This window comes from Microbulbifer sediminum, from assembly GCF_021729035.1.
GTDB lineage: Bacteria > Pseudomonadota > Gammaproteobacteria > Pseudomonadales > Cellvibrionaceae > Microbulbifer > Microbulbifer sediminum.
This window is the reverse complement of sequence record NZ_JAJSAP010000005.1, coordinates 47,489-64,533: the sequence shown is the minus strand read 5'-3', so window position 1 is coordinate 64,533 and position 17,045 is coordinate 47,489. Positions and strand designations below refer to the sequence as shown.

The 17,045-nt window shown below is 59.8% G+C and carries 12 protein-coding genes; 1 reads left to right on the top strand and 11 read right to left on the bottom strand.

Annotated elements, in window-relative coordinates:
* Positions 1–13: 13 nt before the first annotated feature.
* The gene (locus LVD11_RS09575; RefSeq protein ID WP_237058406.1) at positions 14–2,113 is read right to left on the bottom strand and encodes a TonB-dependent receptor; all 2,100 of its coding nucleotides are present in this window, start codon (positions 2,111–2,113) and stop codon (positions 14–16) included.
* A 373-nt stretch (positions 2,114–2,486) separates the two neighbouring features.
* Here LVD11_RS09575 and LVD11_RS09570 point away from each other — a divergent pair, with 373 nt between their 5' ends.
* Positions 2,487–6,164 carry an outer membrane protein assembly factor BamB family protein gene (locus tag LVD11_RS09570; RefSeq protein WP_237058404.1) on the top strand — a complete coding sequence of 1,226 codons (3,678 nt, stop codon included), beginning with the start codon at positions 2,487–2,489 and terminating at the stop codon, positions 6,162–6,164.
* Between the two features lie 273 nt (positions 6,165–6,437).
* Here LVD11_RS09570 and LVD11_RS09565 read toward each other — a convergent pair whose 3' ends face one another.
* From LVD11_RS09565 to LVD11_RS09520, 10 genes are all read right to left on the bottom strand, one after another.
* Complete coding sequence (locus LVD11_RS09565) at positions 6,438–7,811, bottom strand: FAD-dependent oxidoreductase (RefSeq protein WP_237058402.1); 1,374 nt, start codon at positions 7,809–7,811, stop codon at positions 6,438–6,440.
* A gap of 5 nt (positions 7,812–7,816) precedes the next feature.
* On the bottom strand, positions 7,817–9,097 hold the full coding sequence (kynU, locus tag LVD11_RS09560; protein WP_237058400.1) for a kynureninase: 1,281 nt from the start codon (positions 9,095–9,097) through the stop codon (positions 7,817–7,819).
* A gap of 13 nt (positions 9,098–9,110) precedes the next feature.
* Entirely contained in the window at positions 9,111–9,941 is an 831-nt protein-coding gene (locus LVD11_RS09555; RefSeq protein ID WP_237058398.1) for a cyclase family protein, read from the bottom strand.
* A 2-nt stretch (positions 9,942–9,943) separates the two neighbouring features.
* On the bottom strand, positions 9,944–10,960 hold the full coding sequence (locus tag LVD11_RS09550) for an amidohydrolase family protein (RefSeq protein WP_237058396.1): 1,017 nt from the start codon (positions 10,958–10,960) through the stop codon (positions 9,944–9,946).
* Positions 10,960–11,481, bottom strand: a complete 522-nt coding sequence (locus tag LVD11_RS09545) for a 3-hydroxyanthranilate 3,4-dioxygenase (protein ID WP_237058394.1) — start codon at positions 11,479–11,481, stop codon at positions 10,960–10,962. Before LVD11_RS09545 ends, LVD11_RS09550 begins: the two co-directional genes overlap by 1 nt.
* A 63-nt stretch (positions 11,482–11,544) precedes the next feature.
* Positions 11,545–11,961 (bottom strand): RidA family protein, encoded by a 417-nt coding sequence (locus LVD11_RS09540; RefSeq protein WP_237058392.1) that lies wholly within the window; start codon positions 11,959–11,961, stop codon positions 11,545–11,547.
* A gap of 23 nt (positions 11,962–11,984) precedes the next feature.
* Positions 11,985–13,427 carry an aldehyde dehydrogenase gene (locus LVD11_RS09535; protein WP_237058390.1) on the bottom strand — a complete coding sequence of 481 codons (1,443 nt, stop codon included), beginning with the start codon at positions 13,425–13,427 and terminating at the stop codon, positions 11,985–11,987.
* A complete protein-coding gene (locus LVD11_RS09530) occupies positions 13,427–14,215 on the bottom strand; it encodes an SDR family oxidoreductase (RefSeq protein WP_237058388.1) in 789 nt (262 codons plus the stop codon). Before LVD11_RS09530 ends, LVD11_RS09535 begins: the two co-directional genes overlap by 1 nt.
* 18 nt (positions 14,216–14,233) lie before the next feature.
* Positions 14,234–15,916, bottom strand: a complete 1,683-nt coding sequence (locus LVD11_RS09525; RefSeq protein ID WP_237058386.1) for a thiamine pyrophosphate-binding protein — start codon at positions 15,914–15,916, stop codon at positions 14,234–14,236.
* 465 nt (positions 15,917–16,381) lie between these two features.
* Positions 16,382–17,044 (bottom strand): exonuclease domain-containing protein, encoded by a 663-nt coding sequence (locus LVD11_RS09520; RefSeq protein WP_237058384.1) that lies wholly within the window; start codon positions 17,042–17,044, stop codon positions 16,382–16,384.
* Position 17,045 lies beyond the last annotated feature (1 nt).

Genomic DNA, 17,045 nt, shown 5'->3' with positions numbered 1-17,045 from the left:
TGGCGGAGTGGGATCAGAAGATCCGGGAGTAAGACAGGTTTACGCTGCGCCCCATGCCCTTGAAGTTGCGGCCGTCGTTGCCCGCGGTCTGGGAATAGTAGGTAAAGTAGTCTTCGTTGGTCAGGTTCTGGATCCCCAGTGCGAACTCACCGGAAAGTGCCTGCAGCTGCGCGCTGGCGTCGATGGTGGTGTAACCGTCGAACTCGGTGGTGACATCACCGCCAGCGTTCTCGAAATCCCGGTCCATCAGCCAGTTGGCCTGCAGGCGGGTGGCGAAGTTGTCGGTCCAGTTGCGGGCCCAGCTGAGGTTAATGCGGTTGGGCGCGATGTTGCGGCCGTCCAGGTCGGTATCGACGCTGCCGTTGCCGTCGGAGTCGTAGCGGCCATCGGTGTAGGCATAGCGCAGGTCCAGCGTGTCGGAGTCGGTGACGAACCACTGGCCGCGGGCCTCAACGCCGTCGATCTCGGTCTGCTCACGCTTGACGCTGTAGATGCCGTCCGCATCGAGGGCCAGGCGCTGGCCGAAATCGGAATCCGAGCTGTAGTAGGCCAGCTGTGCGGCAAAGCGCTCGCCGCTGAAGTCCAGGCCCAGCTCGCGGTTCTGGGTGAGGATCGGCTGCAGGTCGAGGAAGCTCTCGACACTCTGGCCCGGCTGGTTGATGCCGCGCAGCACCCGGCCCACGTCCGGCATGGAGAAGCCTTCGGAATAATTGGCATAGGCGCGCAGGGCGTCGTTGATGGCGTAGGTGGCGCCGATGTTCCCCAGGGTCTCGCTGAACTCCGGCGAGCCGCCTTCCACCTGCTGGCTGCCATAGGAAAACAGGGTAGTGAAGTCGTCCACCACCAGTTTGGAGCGCTCGTGGCGCACGCCTGCGGTGACGGTCAGCTGCTCGATGCCGGTGAATTCGCCCTGCACGTAGGGGGCGACATTGCGGTAGCGGGTCGGCGGTACCCAGGCGCGTCCGGTCTGCACCAGCTGCTGCCAGGTCTCGTCCTCAAACATATCCACGCCGTAGGCGACGCTCACCGGGGCGCCGGCCACCTGGTCTTTCAGCAGGGTCAGTTTGAGGCCGTGCTTCTCGGAGTTGTTCTGGGACTGGTCAAAGATGTCCGCACCAAAGGCCGGGTCCTGGAACGTGCCGAAGGTGCCGCCGCCGTAAGTGCCGGCAAAGTCCTGGGAAAACACCTGCGCTCGCAGTTTCTGGCCCAGGAACGCCTCGTTGCTGTACTGCAGGTTGACGGTGGTGACGTCGTTGGAGGGGGCGTCGCCCGGGACCTGGCCCTCCACCGCGGTGGTGGGGATGCCGGCGCTGATATCGCCATCAACGCTGACCCAGTTGTTGTTGCCCTCGATCTTGTAGTGGTTGGCGGTCAGCTGCAGGCGCTGGTCGTCCCAGCTGTAGCCGGTCTTGATAAACGCATTGATGGACTGGCTGTCCATGGTGTCGCCCTGGGTATTGTCGAAGCCGACAACATCGCCGTTGGCGTCGTAGCTGATACCGGTGTCGCGGTAGCTGAGGCTGGCCAGCACGTCCACCGCATCTTTTTTACCAGACAGGCTATAGCTGCCGCCGTAACCGGCGGTCTCGCCCAGGTCTTCCGGCTGCAGCGCGGACTCCACGCGCAGGCTCTGCTGGAATTCCTCGCTGGGCGTCCGGGTCACCAGGTTGATGATGCCGCCGGAGGCGCCCATGCCGTGGATGGCGTTGGCACCGTGGATGACCTCAACGCGCTCCAGCATCAGCGGGTCGATGGTGTGGCCGTCGCGGCCGCCGTTGCGCAGCGGGTTGGACTGCGGGACCCCGTCGATCAGGTACAGCGGCTTGCGCCCGCGCAGGCTCTCGCCGGAACTGGTCATCTTCTGGCGGCTGGGGGAGAAGCTCGGCACCAGGTTGCCCAGTACGGTGGACAGGTCATTGGTGGCGGCCAGCTCCCGGGTCAGCTCTGCCTCGTCGATCAGGGTGACGGTATTGGGGATGCTGCTCAGCGGTTTCTCGGTACGGCTGGCGGTTACCACTACCTCCTCATCAATGCGGGCGCCATCTTCGGTGGCATAGGTGGCGGAACTGGCAGCGGCAATGGCCAGGGCGAGCGTGGTATTCAGGTAGCGCATTTTCGGTTCCTTGATGCGTCGTAAGGTCGGGCTATTACGCGTTGCGGAAAGGTCGGCTGAATAGGGCACGACCGTTCCTGTCATTGTTGCGGCAATCTTAAGGCAAATGAGAAGCGATATCAATCGTAATAATAGTGCAGGTTGCCAGTAAGTCCTTTCCCTAGCCCCTGTCTCCGCCCATGCTGGCTAAGAGACCCTGTGTGGTTCGGCGTAACAGCCGTGACTTTCGGGACCCGGTAACTTGTCACCAGAGTAAACGTCGGATACACCCCGTACAGTCAAATAACTAATACTATGGCGGAGCAGTCCCACAAGGCATTTGCGAATTCCCTTAAGGCAACTGCCCAAAGACATAAGAGCCAGAGCCCAAATCATGTTCAGCCCGACAAGTGGTGCACGTTGTGTGGTACTCATCGGCTTTCTGCTAGCTGCCATTAATGCCAGCGGACAAACCCTACGAGCAAACTTTGATCTCTATCGCCTAACACAGGACACCCAGTTGGAAGTTGGGGCAACCGGGGGCTGGCTTGCGAATGATGAGGGCACAGTTGGGCAGGCCTTACTGGTGGGCCGTTTGGCGCGGGCACCGGAACATGGCGCTCTCACCTGGCTCGAGGACGGTTCCTTCAGTTATGTCCCGGACCCGGGTTTCACCGGCAATGACCGCCTTCATTACGTCCTGGTGAGTGAGAGCGGGGAGGAATCCCCGGGGCTGGTCGTGTTTCATGTCAAGCCGGCGGGCGATGAGCAGATTCCCGGTGACTGGGCAGGTTATGGAAATGGGCCGGGCCGGCAGAGTTATCAGCCCGGTTTTGTTTGGCACCAGGATCCAGAAACAGTCTGGGCGCATCCCTTAGAAGGCTGGGAGTCCGATCACTATCTCCCACCTGCCGTTGTGGATGGCCAGCTATTCCTTCCCCTCCCCGGATACGATCTGCCAGGTAGTACGACACGCTCTTATAGTGTCGTTTCACGCTCTGCCATAACTGGGACGCACTTGTGGGACTCGGGTCTGTATAGCGACCTGCGGGTGTCTCCTCCAAGCGTCGCCGGCGGTCAGGTATTTTTCCAGCGCAATGTCGTTAGCGCTGGTACCGGGTCTAGCCGTGGAGAAGTGCTCGCCGTTGATGTCGCAAGTGGTGAATTAACTTGGCAGGCGACCTATCAGGCTTATAACCAGGATGATTTTGGTGATCTGCCACCTCCAGTAGTGGCCGAAGATACTGTCTGGGTACAGGCCAGGCCCGGGCAGAGTTTTTATGGTTATGACGCTGTGAGTGGTAACCAGCGTTTTTCCTTCCCTACAGACGCTACTGCTTTTAAGTTGGCACCGACGGTACATCGGGGCAAGGTATATGTCGGTCGTGATGACAGGCTCGATGAGTATGGCAGTACCACGACCGCCTTAATGCGCACGCTGGAGCTGAATCGTCCTTCGATATTAAATGATAGTCTTGCCAATGATATCTATACGAGTGATGGTCGGCTGTACGTACTTGGTGCCGCATCCCTGATGGCTATCGACCAGGACAGTCTTGACGTCCACTGGTCTATTGAGCTGGTAAGGCCCGACTCGCTGGCAGTGGCGGATGGCCTTCTTTATGTCACCCATGATCGTATGCTGAGCGTGATCAGTGAAGTTGATGGCACTGTTCTTGCCGAGCTAGCCCCTGAGTGGGGCGTTTTCGATCATACCCAGCCCATTCTCACTGATGACTCTCTGTTTCTACCGACCTATGCAGGAGTGCTCGCCCTGGACCGTTTCTCTTTGGAAGAGCGATTCCGTCTGGCGAATGCCGGGCCCGCCATTGCCCTGGCGGACGGGGTACTGTTTGCGGTAGGGGATACTCTATCCGCCTACCGCGTGGCCTACGGGCGTAATGGCCCAGGGGCGGCGCCAAAGGTGATAAACGGAATTCCGGATCAGCGTATCGAACAAGACGGCCTGGTCCGGATCGATCTCGGCCGGGTATTTTCCCATCCGGATGAATCGCTTGGCTATGTAATCGAGAGGGAAAACAGGAGCAATGTCTTGGCTGCCAGCGTGGTCGGGAATGAATTACAGCTGCAGGCTGCCGGTTTTCCCGGTGAGGAACGCTTAACGGTGCGCGCACATGTCGGCGGGCGCTCGGCTGAACTCACTTTTGCGGTGTCCGTCTTCAACCCCGCGATTGTCATCGAGGTATTTGATATCACCGGTGCTCCCGTGAACCCCGGACAAGTTGTGTCGGGAGAGGTAACGGGCAGGATTACTGTTTATGGTAAGACAGGTCAACATGTACAATTTTATAAAAATTTCAGGACGCTGGAAGCAGATGGCCACAACCATTTCGTCGATCAAGAGATGTGGCAGACAACCTTTACCCTGGATACCGCAGATTTTTTCGATGGAGAGAATCTGCTGAGCGTCCATGTACACCCCATGAATGTCCCTGGAAATTACCTGACAACGGATTTCGATGTTGGGGTATTTCGGCTGGTGACCAGTAACAGCAATCCTGCGCCGAATAGTGATACGCAGTTGCCTAGGTTAATAATTAGCGAGGACAAAATCAGCTTGATTCCGCTGAGTAACCTCGTGCCGGGCCATTTGCTCTTTTCTTCTTTTGGCGCAGTGCGGGTCCTGGATGATTATGGTGAAATTGGCATCGACGGCTGGGACTTTGAAGGCAAGGCGCAGGTGATTGCACACCTGGGGGCGAGTGTGCTTGGAAAAAAGCGCAGCATCTATTCACGCCCGCCCAAGGCGACCGGGGGTACCGGTATTATTTTTCACGAAGTCAACCTGCTCAATTTCCAGAAGCCTGAACCGCGTCCGGCAAAGGTGGTGTTGTTCTTCAATGACAATGCGGGTCGGGCGAATTATGGTTTCTATGAATTCGAGCTTCCCGCACTGCCCACCGCCAGTCGGGATGTTTTCGACCTGAATTTCCCGGATGTGGAATTGCTCGACGTCCACCAGGGGGGGCATTTGCTAGTTGGGGACGATGGCTACCTGCGTATGACAGCTCGAGTCAAACTGCCGGAAACCTATGCGACGGTTTTCGATCATATGACAGCCTGGGTCGGTAACCAGCCGGTCTTGGACTTAAACTTCTCGAAGGCGGTGATTCAGACACAGGTACCTGAAGGGCGACGTGAATTTGTGGTAGAGCTCCCCATCCCCGCTTCGGAAATCGAGAAACTGGAGCAGGTCAGATTACCCGGCGCCGACACAGCGGCTTTTGCGGTATGGGCTGACTTCTGGGGCTACCAAGGGAATCACCTTCCGGTCAGTGAGCATATCCACGTGTCCTCCCTGAGAACCTTCAACACTGCGCTGGCCGATGACGACCTGGACCGGGATGGAGTGGTGAATGACGCTGATAACTGTCCTCTGAGGGCGAATGTCATGCAGCGCGATGTCGACGGCAATGGCAAGGGGGACGCCTGCTTTGGTTTTCCCCTGAAGGTTCTGGACGACCCGCAACTCGGGCGCCGCCTGGTGGGCGGCCGATCATCAAGTCGCCCCCAGCATGCATTGTACCTGGTCGATCTTGAGTACCAGGGGTATAGCTGTAGTGGCATTAACGTGGCTCATTGTGCGGCCTTCTGGCCACCACTTACTGTGAACTCCCGTGAGGAGATTGAAGCAGCTAAAGAATTCGCCGATATCAGCCTCGAGGAGCTGCCGGACGGCCGCCACCAGGTGTTACTTACCGGGCGCCCCCTACACTTTTATGCTGGTGACCTTGCGCCCGGGCAGCTGGTGGGTAATGGTATTGACGGGAAGTGGCGCCCGGCCACAATCACACAGGCTGAGCTAGATACCGAGGGTGTGGAGCAGGGGACTGGCTCAGCAGGGGATGATCGGGAGTCTTCCGACGAGGCTGACTTGGGCGGGCCTGGCGCCAGTGACGGCGGAGAGTCATCTGCAGACAGCAGCATTGTGACGGTAAGCCCGGCCGATGCCAAAAGTGATAGCGGTGGGGGAGGGGGGAGCATAGGGGTGCCGATATTGCTGTTGTTGCTGCTCTCCCTGTTCCGTAGGGGCTGGTTTACCTCTGCCTAAACCTCGCCCAGTAGTATCCCTGGCATTGCTGAAGGTTCGCGGTTGGTCCCAAGGCAGTGATGTGCCTGATCGGGAAAGGCGAAATTGGCGCCGGCATTTTGGTGGTCTGTATGGATGTGCTGTAGGCCTGCCGGATCTAGACGCTGCCGAATCCCCGCCTCCTGCGCGACATATTGTGTCCACTCTGCGCCACCGGCTGGCACGTTTGGAGCGGCCCTGGAGCAGAAGCAGGGCACACGTCGAAGGCTTCGAAGCCGATCACTGCAGGGCAATTCAGGCAGTCAAGGCGGTCGAGCCGAGGTGTTTTTTGACCAGTGTTTCGGCCAGGCCCCAGTCGACATCCTCCACTGACTCTATGCCAGAGGCCAGCCTGTCCAGGATCTGCTGGTTGATCTCCCCGCGGCGCTGGGCCTCGGCGTAGGGGATGCGCTGGAACATGACCATGCCATAGCGCGGGGTAAAGAGGTCCGGCCAGCGCTTCTGCAGTTCGAAGCCGATGGCCTTCTTGAGCAGGAACTGGGGATCGTTTACCGAATCGCGCATCTCCACATAGTTCTCCAGGGCCATGTCCGCAATCGCCTCGCCGTTCGGCGCCCGCAGGTGATCGTACTCGATAAATACCTGGTGCCAATCCGGGGCGTACTGCTCGATACACTGATCCAGCACCACGCAGTCCTCGAAGCCGCAGTTCATGCCCTGGCCGTGGAAGGGCACTATGGCATGGGCGGCGTCCCCGACCAGGATCGCCCTGTCGGCGATATGCCAGGGGTTGCAGCGCACGGTACCCAGCTTGCCGGTGGGATTGGCAAAGAAGTCTTCCACCAGTCCCGGTATCAGCGCATCCACACCCGGGAAGTACTCCTCGAAAAACTGCGATACCGCCTCTCGCGTCTGCAGCGCCGCAAAACTCGCTTTGCCTTTATTTGGCAGGAACAGGGTCACCGTGAAGCTGCCGTCCAGGTTCGGCAGGGCGATCAGCATGAAGCCGCCCCGCGGCCAGATGTGCAGCGCGTGCTTTTCGATCTGGAAGCCACCATCAGTTCCTGCGGGGATCTCCAGTTCCTTGTAGCTGTGGTCCAGTGGCTCCAGGCTGTCGCTGCCATCCTGCGCCGCCACCAGGGCCTGACGAACCCTTGAACCCGCACCATCCGCACCGATCAACCTCGAGAAGCTTACATCGACAGGGGAGCTGGTTTCGTCATCGATGAACACAGCGCTGTTGCTGTCGAAGTCAACCGAATCCAGCCGGTGTGAGAAATGAATCCTTACATGCCCGGTTTCCTCCGCCGCGTCCAGCAGCAGGCGGTTCAGATCCCCCCGGGAAATCGAGTAGATCACTTCGTCTTCGCTCTGCCCGTAGGGCTGGAAGTTCTGCTCGCCCTTGAGGTCGTGGATCATGCGGCCGCGCATCGGGATCATCATTTCCCGTACCTTGCCCATCAGGCCCAGTTGTTCCAGCGGGTAGATACCCCGGTTGGCCAGCGCCAGGTTGATGGAACGGCCGGCAGAGATATCGTGCCGGCGCAGGTCTACCCGGCTTTCATAGACGTCCACATCGAAGCCGCGGCGTCCCAGGAAGCAGGCGGCCATGGCGCCCACCAGGCCGGCGCCTGCGATGACGATTTTTTCCTTGCTGTTTTTGCTCATACCCATCACTCGTTGCAGGCGGACTTCAGGATTTGCACAAAGTTGTAGACGTCCGTAAAGCTGTTGTAGAGGGGAACGGGGGCGATACGGATTACATTCGGCTCCCGCCAGTCGGCAGTGATGCCTGCCGCCTCCAGGCGCCCGAACAGCTCGCGGCCACTCAGGTGCCTGGCGTCACAGCATAGTGACAATTGGCAGCCGCATTCGTCGGGGCTCTCCGGGGTGATCACCCGGATAAACTCGGAGACTTCAGCTTCCAGCAGGTAGCGCAGGTAACCGGTGAGTTTCTCCGATTTCTTGCGCAGGGGCTGCATGCCGCCGGCCTGCCTGAACACATCGAAAGAGGCGCGGATCGCCGCCAGCGACAGGATAGGGGGGTTGGAAAGCTGCCAGCCCTCGGCGGTGGGCATCGGGACAAAGCGATTCTCCATCCTGAACCGTGTGTCCTTGTCATGGCCCCACCAGCCAGCAAAACGGTCCAGGCCGGTATCCCGCGCGTGGCGGCGGTGGACGAAGCAGCCGGCCACGGAGCCGGGGCCGGAGTTCAGGTATTTGTAGGTACACCAGCAGGCAAAGTCCACATTCCATTCATGCAGTTTAAGCGGGATGTTGCCGACCGCGTGGGCGAGGTCAAAGCCCACCTTGATGCCCCGCGCCTGCGCGGCGCGGGTAATGGCCGCGAAATCCAGTACCTGTCCGGTGTAATACTGTACGCCGGGCAGCAGTATCAGTGCGATGGAATCTCCCTGTTCCTCAATCAGCGCCTCGATATCCTCCTCGCGCAAGAGGTCCTCGTTTTCCCGCGGCTTCAGCAGCACCAGGCCGTCGTCGGGGTCGATACCGTGGTGGCGCAACTGGCTCTCTACCGCGTAGTGGTCGGAAGGAAACGCATGGTCCTCGATCACGATCTTGTAGCGTGTTTCACTGGGCCGGTAGAAAGTCACCATCATCAGGTGCAGGTTGACCGTGAGGGAATTCATCATCACGACTTCGTCGGTGTTTGCGCCCACCAGGTCCGCGGCGGTCTCTGCCAGGAACTCGTGGTAGGGCATCCACGGGTATTCACAGTCGAAGTGCCCCTTGACGCCCAGGCTTGCCCACTTGTCCAGCTCCTGCACAACATACTCGCGCGCCAGCTTTGGCTGCAGGCCCAGGGAGTTGCCGCACAGGTATATCTCCTCGGTGCCGTGGCAGGTGTGCGGAATCGAGAACTGCTCGCGGAATCTTGCCAGCGGGTCGTCGCAGTCCATCTGCTGCGCGAATTCCAAACCCGTTTGATAGTGCATGGGTAAGCCTCTTTTATTCTTCTTCCAGCGGTATGAGGATTGGCCGGCTGGGGGCAGCATCGGTGCGGAACGCCGGTACCTGCAGGTTCAGGCCGTAGTAGCCGTCCTTCAGGAAGTCGGGCACAAAGACCATTTCAGTAATGGTTCGCATTGTGTGGGCAGTCTCATCCATCCTGGTGATTCCGCGGGGCACATGCCAGAACTGGCGGTGATTCGCCAGCTGGCCCTCGTCATACATCTTGTCGACGCTGGGGAAATCCACCAGCAGGTGATCGAAATGCTCACTGATCCACTCCATGGCTTCCAGGCTCAGGAATACCGGGGGGCAGTCCTCCCCGTATTCGAGCGCGCATTTCTCGGGACTGTTTGGCTGCGTACGGATTACCAGCGCCGGGCAATCGCCGGGCGGGCCGGGGAAGCCGGCGTTATGCAGTGCCGCCAGTAACGCGCCTTTTGTTACGATACTGTCGGCCGCCTCCGGGTTGGGCCAGTAACTTTCCTCGCTTTCTGCCAGCTGCACGGGCTGCACCGACAGCAGCAGGCAGTTTTGCAGGATCGGTAGCGGCAGTTCACCCACCGCCACTTCGTCGTCGACGATATGGGAGATGGATTCCGTATGGGTGCCATTGCAGTGCGGTGTCAGTTGCAGCGTCCGCACGTTGCAGCTGCCCCCGCGAGAGGTGTCGCCGACGAAGCCGCCACCCTCCACCGTTGTCGTGGTTGCGGTGGGTACGCCAAAGTGGTTCGGTTGTGGTCCCGAGAAGTTGAGCGGGATGGCAATACTGGTGGCCCGTTCGTGGCACAGTCGGTACCGCACAGTCCCCAGTTCGATATAGGTAGCCATGGTCACTCCTCCATAAAGTGGGATTTCTCCAGTCCCAGCCATTCGAGAGCCGTGCCGTGTAACAACTTGGCCTGCACGTCTTCGCTGTATCCCATTGAGCGAATCAGGGAGCCGGGCTCCAGTTCGCCCAGTGGGAAGGGGTAATCGCTGCCCATGGCAATGCGGTCCGGCCCGACGAGCTCCAGCAGGTAGTTCATCATCGACGGGTCGTGCACGAGCGAGTCGAAATAGATCCGGTCCAGGTAGTTGCGGGGATTGACCGGGTTGTCGACGGCACAGAGATCCGGGCGAACATTGAACCCGTGCTCGATGCGGCCGATGGTGGAGGGGAAGGAGCCGCCACCATGGGCAAACGCCACCTTGAGACGGGGGTATTTCTCGAAGATGCCACCGAAAATCATCGAGCAGATCGCCCGCGAGGTCTCCGCCGGCATGCCGACCAGCCAGGGCAGCCAGTAGCGGGGCATTTTCTCGCGTCCCATCATTTCCCAGGGATGCACGAAGACCGACGCCCCGAGTTCCTGCGCTGCTTCCCACACCGGGTAGAGTTCAGGCGCATCCAGGTTCCAGCTGTTCACATTGGAGCCAATCTGGATGCCAGCCATGCCGAGTTCCCTGACGCAACGCTCCAGCTCCTGGACGGCGAGGTCCGGCGCCTGCATGGGTACGGTGCCGAGGCCGATGAAACGTCCCGGGTGTTCGGCCACAACACCTGCAATATGGTCATTCAGCATACGGGACAGGTCGAGTGTATCCTCCGGCTTGGCCCAGTAACTGAACATCACCGGAACTGTGGAGAGTACCTGCACATGCACGCCGTGAGTATCGCACTCCTGCATGCGTACACCTGCATCCCAGCAGTTGCTCTCCACCTCGCGGAAGAAGGTGTCTTCCTTCATCATGCGGGCGCAGCCGCACTTGTGATGGTCCAGGTGGATAAAGCCACCGTAACCATAGCGCTCTTTCAGGTTGGGCCAGTCTTTGGGCAGGATATGGGTGTGGATATCAATGGTCAGCATCACGCCCCCGGTACTTCCATGACATGGCCGCAAGCGTCGCATGTCCTGTTCTGTTCGGAAGAGAAGAAGCGGTCGAACACGGGGGGGAAGTCCTCCTCGATATTCTTCAGCTGGAAATACTCCTCGTAGAGGAGGTGGTCGCACTTGTCGCAGTACCACTGCAGGCCATCCTTCTCCTCCGGCAGGCGGGTGCGCTCTATGACGAGTCCAACGGTATTCTCAAAGCGCTGTGGTGAGTGGGGAATCTTCGGTGGCAGCAGGAAGATCTCTCCCTCCCTGATCGGCACATCCACAACCTTGCCGTCCTGCACGGTCTTGAGCAGCATATCGCCCTCGACCTGGTAGAAGAACTCCGGTCCCTCATCCACGTGGTAATCCTTGCGTGAATTGGGTCCGCCGACCACCATGATGAAAAAACCGTTCTCCTCGAATACCAGTTTGTTACACACTGGCGGCTTCAGGTATTGGCGGTGGTCTTCGATCCACTGTTTGAAGTTGACCGGCGGCATCATGCTTTTCATTATTATATGCCTCACAATATGTTGTTTAGGGACGGGTATAGGGTTGGCTGAACTCCAGGAAGCCTAATCGACCGTGGCGATACACTTTAGCTCGATGCCAATCGGGGTTGGCAGGGAGAGAACCTCGACCGTGGTTCTGCAAGGCTGGTTATCCCTGAAGTATTCCGCATAGATTTTGTTATAGGTTTTGAAGTCGTCTTTCATATTGGTCAGGAACACGGTGACGTCCACGAGCCGGTCCCAGCCGGATCCGGCGTCCTCGAGGATTGCGCGGACATTGGAGAACACCGAGTGGCATTGTTCGGCAATATCATAGGCGACGATGTTGCCGTTATCGTCCAGCGTCACGCCGGGGATTTCTTTACTGTCTTTCTTGCGTGGCCCCACACCGGACAGGAACAGCAGGTTACCGACCTTGCGTGCGTGTGGATAGAGCCCGACAGGAGCCGGGGCCCTGGAGGAGTGTTTCACTGCGCTCATGATGTTCTCGGTTTTGCTTCTGTTTACTCGTAGTTGATACAGACGTTCTTCGGCTCGGTGAAGAACCGCAGCGCCTCCAGCCCGCCCTCGCGACCTACACCCGAATTCTTCATGCCGCCGAATGGTGTGCGGAGGTCGCGCTGTAACCAGCAATTGACCCAGACGATGCCGAAGTCCAGTTGCCTGGCGATGCGGTGGCTGCGGCGCAGGTTTTCGGTCCAGAGCGATGCGGCGAGTCCATAGTCGGTGCCGTTGGCCATCTGGATCGCCTCTTCTTCGGTATCAAAGGGTTGCAGCGTTGCCACCGGCCCGAATATTTCCCGTTGGTTGGTCTCGCATGCCAGCGGCAGCCCCTCGATCAGCGTGGGCGCGACAAAATAGCCCTGGGCGCAGCGCCCGTCCGGCACAATCCGCTCACCCCCGCAGAGGATCTTCCCTCCCTCTGCACGGGCTGTCTCGATGGCGCCGAGCACTTTACCCATATGCGCTTCCGATACCAGGGCACCCTGTTGGACGTCGGTCAGGGGGTCGCCGACGCGCAAAGCTTTTACCTGGTCCAGCAGGCGCTGCCGGAACTCGGGGTAGATGCTGCGTTCCACGTAGATGCGGGAGCCGCACAGGCAGATCTGGCCCTGGTTGGCGAAGGCGGCACGCGCAACACCGGCCACGGCTTTGTCCAGGTCGCAGTCTGCAAATACCAGGCTCGGGTTCTTGCCGCCCAGCTCCAGTGACAGTTTCTTGAACCTTGGGGCGGCCTGCGCCGCGATTTGCGCGCCGGTTTCAGTACCGCCGGTAAAGGAAATGGCCTTGACGCCGGCGTGGGTGACAATGGCATTGCCGATCTCGCCACCCAGGCCGTGCAGGATATTCAGTACACCCGACGGGAGCCCCGCCTCGATGCACAGCTGGGATAACAGGTACGCGGTCTTCGGGGTAACTTCCGACGGTTTGGCAACCACACAGTTGCCGGCGGCCAGCGCCGGGGCGATCTTCCATGTAAAGAGGTACAGCGGCAGGTTCCACGGCGAGATACAGCCGACGACTCCGATGGGGTCACGCAAGGTGTAATTGATCGCAGCTTCCCCCATGGCGTGCGACTCCGACGCAAACTGGGTAATCGCGTGGGCGAAAAAGCGGAAGTTACTGGCCGCGCGGGGTATATCCAGGGAGCGGGCCAGGGCGATGGGCTTGCCATTGTCCTCGGACTCTGCAGTGGCGAGCAGTTCCAGGTTTGTGTCGATCAGGCCCGCGATGCGCTCCATCAGTGCGGCGCGCTGTTCGGCTGGGGTGGCCTGCCAGCCGGCCCGGGCCTTTTCCGCGGCCGTTACCGCGGCGTCCAGGTCTGCCTGGCCAGAACGTGGAATCCGGCCATACACCTGCCCGGTAGCGGGATTGATATTGTCCAGGTAGCGGCCGTCTCCGGGAGGTACCAGCTTGCCATCGATGTAATTTTCCAGGGTTTCCATTACAGGCACCCGGTCCTGCCCCCGTCGACCGGGAGGTTGACGCCATTGATATAGCCTGCCGCCGGCGACGCCAGGAAGGCGACGGCTGCGCCGAATTCGTGCGCTTCCCCGAAGCGGCCCATGGGAATGGTGGACTTCTCTTTCTCGGCCATGTCCGCCTCACTGACACCGGCCTTTTTCGCCTTGTTGGTGATAATCGCCTCGAGCCGGACCGTATTGGTTGCGCCGGGTAATACGTTATTGACGGTAATGTTGAACTGGCCCAGCTCATTGGCCAGGGTCTTGGCCCAGTTCGCCACCGCGCCGCGTACGGTATTGGAAACGCCGAGGCCATTCAGCGGGGCTTTCACCGAGGTGGAAATGACGTTGATCACGCGCCCGTAGCCGGCTGCTTTCATCCCGGGCAGCAGTGCCTGTACCAGGTTGTGGTTATTCACCAGGTGCAGGTTGAATCCATCGATAAATTCCTGGGCATCGGCGGAGTTGGCTGCCCCCGGGGGCGGGCCGCCGGTATTGTTTACCAGGATCTCGAAATTGCCGGTTTCGGCGATATGTTGCCCGATCGCGGACTGGACCTCTTGCGGGTTCGTAAAGTCAGCGACCAGCACGTGGTGCTGCTGGCCCTTTGAGGTGTCCAGCTCCTGCATGACCGCCTGCAACTTTTCTGCGTTGCGTGAAAACAGCGTTACCGATGCGCCCAGCTGGGCGAGCTCGATGGCACTGGCCTTGCCCAGTCCCTGGCTGGAACCACAGACAAGGGCGCGCTTTCCTGTGAGATCGAGATTCATAGTGTTCTGCTTCTTTTTTCAGTTATTGCTTTGTAATTGCGACAGTGTCACCGATGGCGTCAGTGCCTCGAGGGGCAGGTACAGTTCCAGCAGGGCAGGCTGGCTGGCCGCCCGTGCCGCCTCGAATGCCGGGTAGAATTCTTCCGTGCATGTGATTTTGGTGCTGTGAAACCCATAGGCAGCAGCCAGCGCAGTGAAGTCCGGGTTCACGAGGTCGGTGGCCATCACCCGGCCGGGGTAATTTCGCTCCTGGTGCGTGCGGATTGTGCCGTAGCTGCCGTTGTTGATGACCAGGACGATAATATTGGCGCCGTACTGTCTTGCGGTGGCCAGCTCCTGCACCGTCATTTGCAGGCAGCCGTCACCGGCGAAACAGAGCACATCGCGGTCGGGATAGCGGAGCTTGGCGGCGATGGCCGCAGGCAGCCCGTAGCCCATCGAACCGCTGATGGGTGCGAGCTGTGCCTGGTCAGCGCGATAGCGGAAGTATCGGTGCACCCAGATGGAATAGTTGCCGGCGCCATTACAGATAATGGCGTCCGCCGGTAACTGCTCGCGCAGGTAGTCGACGATTTCCCCGTACTGGAGATCACCGGGGATGGCCGCGGGTGTCGACCAGGCTTCATATTCCGCGCGCGCCTTTTGCAGCCTTGCGCGGCGTCCCTCCAATCGCTCGGGATTGGCGGGAATATCGGCCAGCGCTTCGGCGAGCGGTTCGATTGCACAGGCCATGGCGACATCCGGTTGTCTCACGGTGACCAGCTCATCGGGGCTTGGGTGTACATGTACCAGTTTCTGCGCACCGGGATCCACCAGGATGGTGTAATTCTGGGTGACAATTTCACTCAGCCGTGCGCCCATCACCAGCACCAGGTCTGCGCCTTCAATATGCCGCTGCAGTGAGGGGTTGATGCCCAGGCCGCAATCGCCGATATAGGCAGGGTGGGTGTTGTCGAAGCGATCCTGGCAGCGAAATGCGGCCACCGCGGGCACCGCGTGTTTTTCGCAAAAAGTTTCGGCCAGCCTGCGCGCTTCATCGCTCCAGCCGCTCTCGCCGCAGAGCAGCAGCGGTCGCTCGCTCTGTTGAAGTAACCGCTCTAGCGCCGACAGGTCGTGTGGGGCCGGGGCCGCTGCCGGCAGGGCGGAAGTTTTCTGATTCGGGTGAAACGCGCAGGATTCCCGCAGCATATCTTCGGGCAGTGCGATTACGACCGGGCCGGGGCGGCCAGACATGGCAACCGCGAAGGCGCGATCAACGTATTCTGCCAGGCGCGCCGGGGACTCGACCTGCGCGACCCACTTGGCCATCTGACCGAACATGCGCCGGTAGTCAATTTCCTGGAAGGCCTCGCGATCCTGCTGGGCACGTGCCACCTGGCCAATAAACAGCACCATCGGGGTGGAGGCCTGGTAGGCGACATGAATCCCGGCGCTCGCATTGGTTGCGCCCGGGCCACGGGTGACGAAGCATACTCCCGGTTTGCCGGCCAGGCGGCCATCGGCCTCCGCCATCATCGCGGCGCCACCTTCCTGCCGGCAGGTGATCATCTGGATATCCGGAGCATCACAGAGCGCGTCGAGCACGGCGAGATAGCTCTCGCCGGGAACGCCGAAAACACGGTCAACACCCTGCGCCTGCAGGCTCCTGACCAGGATCTGGCCGCCGCTCAGCATTTCTGGCGGCTGGTCGATTTGCTTCATAAACTGGCCCAACTTCTTATGCTTATTAATGTTGGATACTCCCAATATAACGCATTGCGGAATGGAAAACAGGGGCTTAAGCAGGCATAAAAAACTTAATGAATTTGACAGGTTATTTGGCTGGGGGTAGTGCGGTCTGGCGACATTTTGCTTTGATGAGTGGCGTAAGGTCAGGTAATCATGTGTTTGTGGGGTTGCCGGTTTCGAGTGCCAGGTCGACTCGACGGCGTGGGTGCATATCCCATGCCCGGGCCGCTCTGAGCGAGCGGCCTCGCACCTACCTTTACCTTGCTTTTTTATAGTTGAGCACCAATCAGGGGGATACCTACCTGAATCGCAGCGCCACCTTTATATAGAATTCGTTCCAGGGCTCGCGTAATTGGTTTGGTCAACAGAAAGCCCAGCTGATGCCCGTTTTTTGAGCTTTATGTATTTCGGCCAGTTTTTTCACTGTTACCTTCCCGCCTACTGCGCCGGGCATTTCTGGTATTCGCCGGCTTTCATGGCCAGCCACAGTTCTGCCGTGGCAATCGCATCTCCCAGCGCGTCATGCGCGGCCACATCGGGTAACCCGTAGCGATGCCGGCACTGGAACAGGCGCAGGGCGCCGGCTGGGATGCACTGTTGCCGGTGCTGCAGCCGGCGCAATTCCAGCTGCATCGTATCTTCAATGGGTACCGGCAGCGGCGCGGCCCACAATGACCGGCAGGCGCGGTTGAGAAAACCCATATCCAACTGGGCGTTGTGGAATATCAGCACGCTGCCACTGATTGCCTCCAGCAGGCGAGGGAGCACGGTAGACAGTGGTTCTCCCTGTTGCAGTTCGCTGTCGGTCAGTTGGTGATAGATGGCACTCTGGCCCACCCCTTTTTCCAGCCGCACCCTGTAGTGGCGTGCAGTTTCCAGCAGGATGCAACCCTGTTCGACGGCTACCCAGCCGATACTGGCAATTTCGTCCGCTTCCGGTGAGAGCCCGGTGGTCTCCAGGTCCACCGCCACGTAGCGGGTATCCATAGCGTCGCCTGTCGGCACCGGCGGGGAGAGTACCCGCCGCAGGGCGGGGTGACGGGCGCGACCGCGCCACCAGCGGCGCTGTAAACCCAGCCACAGGAGCGCGGGCCAGTCCACG

What these genes read in the sequence shown, in the direction of transcription:
- kynU (WP_237058400.1), bottom strand. Translation starts at nt 9,097, where the DNA reads ATGCACTATCAAACGGGTTTGGAATTCGCGCAGCAGATGGACTGCGAC.
- LVD11_RS09550 (WP_237058396.1), bottom strand. Translation starts at nt 10,960, where the DNA reads ATGCTGACCATTGATATCCACACCCATATCCTGCCCAAAGACTGGCCC.
- LVD11_RS09575 (WP_237058406.1), bottom strand. Translation starts at nt 2,113, where the DNA reads ATGCGCTACCTGAATACCACGCTCGCCCTGGCCATTGCCGCTGCCAGT.
- LVD11_RS09565 (WP_237058402.1), bottom strand. Translation starts at nt 7,811, where the DNA reads ATGAGCAAAAACAGCAAGGAAAAAATCGTCATCGCAGGCGCCGGCCTG.
- LVD11_RS09570 (WP_237058404.1), top strand. Translation starts at nt 2,487, where the DNA reads ATGTTCAGCCCGACAAGTGGTGCACGTTGTGTGGTACTCATCGGCTTT.
- LVD11_RS09535 (WP_237058390.1), bottom strand. Translation starts at nt 13,427, where the DNA reads ATGGAAACCCTGGAAAATTACATCGATGGCAAGCTGGTACCTCCCGGA.
- LVD11_RS09530 (WP_237058388.1), bottom strand. Translation starts at nt 14,215, where the DNA reads ATGAATCTCGATCTCACAGGAAAGCGCGCCCTTGTCTGTGGTTCCAGC.
- LVD11_RS09545 (WP_237058394.1), bottom strand. Translation starts at nt 11,481, where the DNA reads ATGAAAAGCATGATGCCGCCGGTCAACTTCAAACAGTGGATCGAAGAC.
- LVD11_RS09525 (WP_237058386.1), bottom strand. Translation starts at nt 15,916, where the DNA reads ATGAAGCAAATCGACCAGCCGCCAGAAATGCTGAGCGGCGGCCAGATC.
- LVD11_RS09555 (WP_237058398.1), bottom strand. Translation starts at nt 9,941, where the DNA reads ATGGCTACCTATATCGAACTGGGGACTGTGCGGTACCGACTGTGCCAC.
- LVD11_RS09540 (WP_237058392.1), bottom strand. Translation starts at nt 11,961, where the DNA reads ATGAGCGCAGTGAAACACTCCTCCAGGGCCCCGGCTCCTGTCGGGCTC.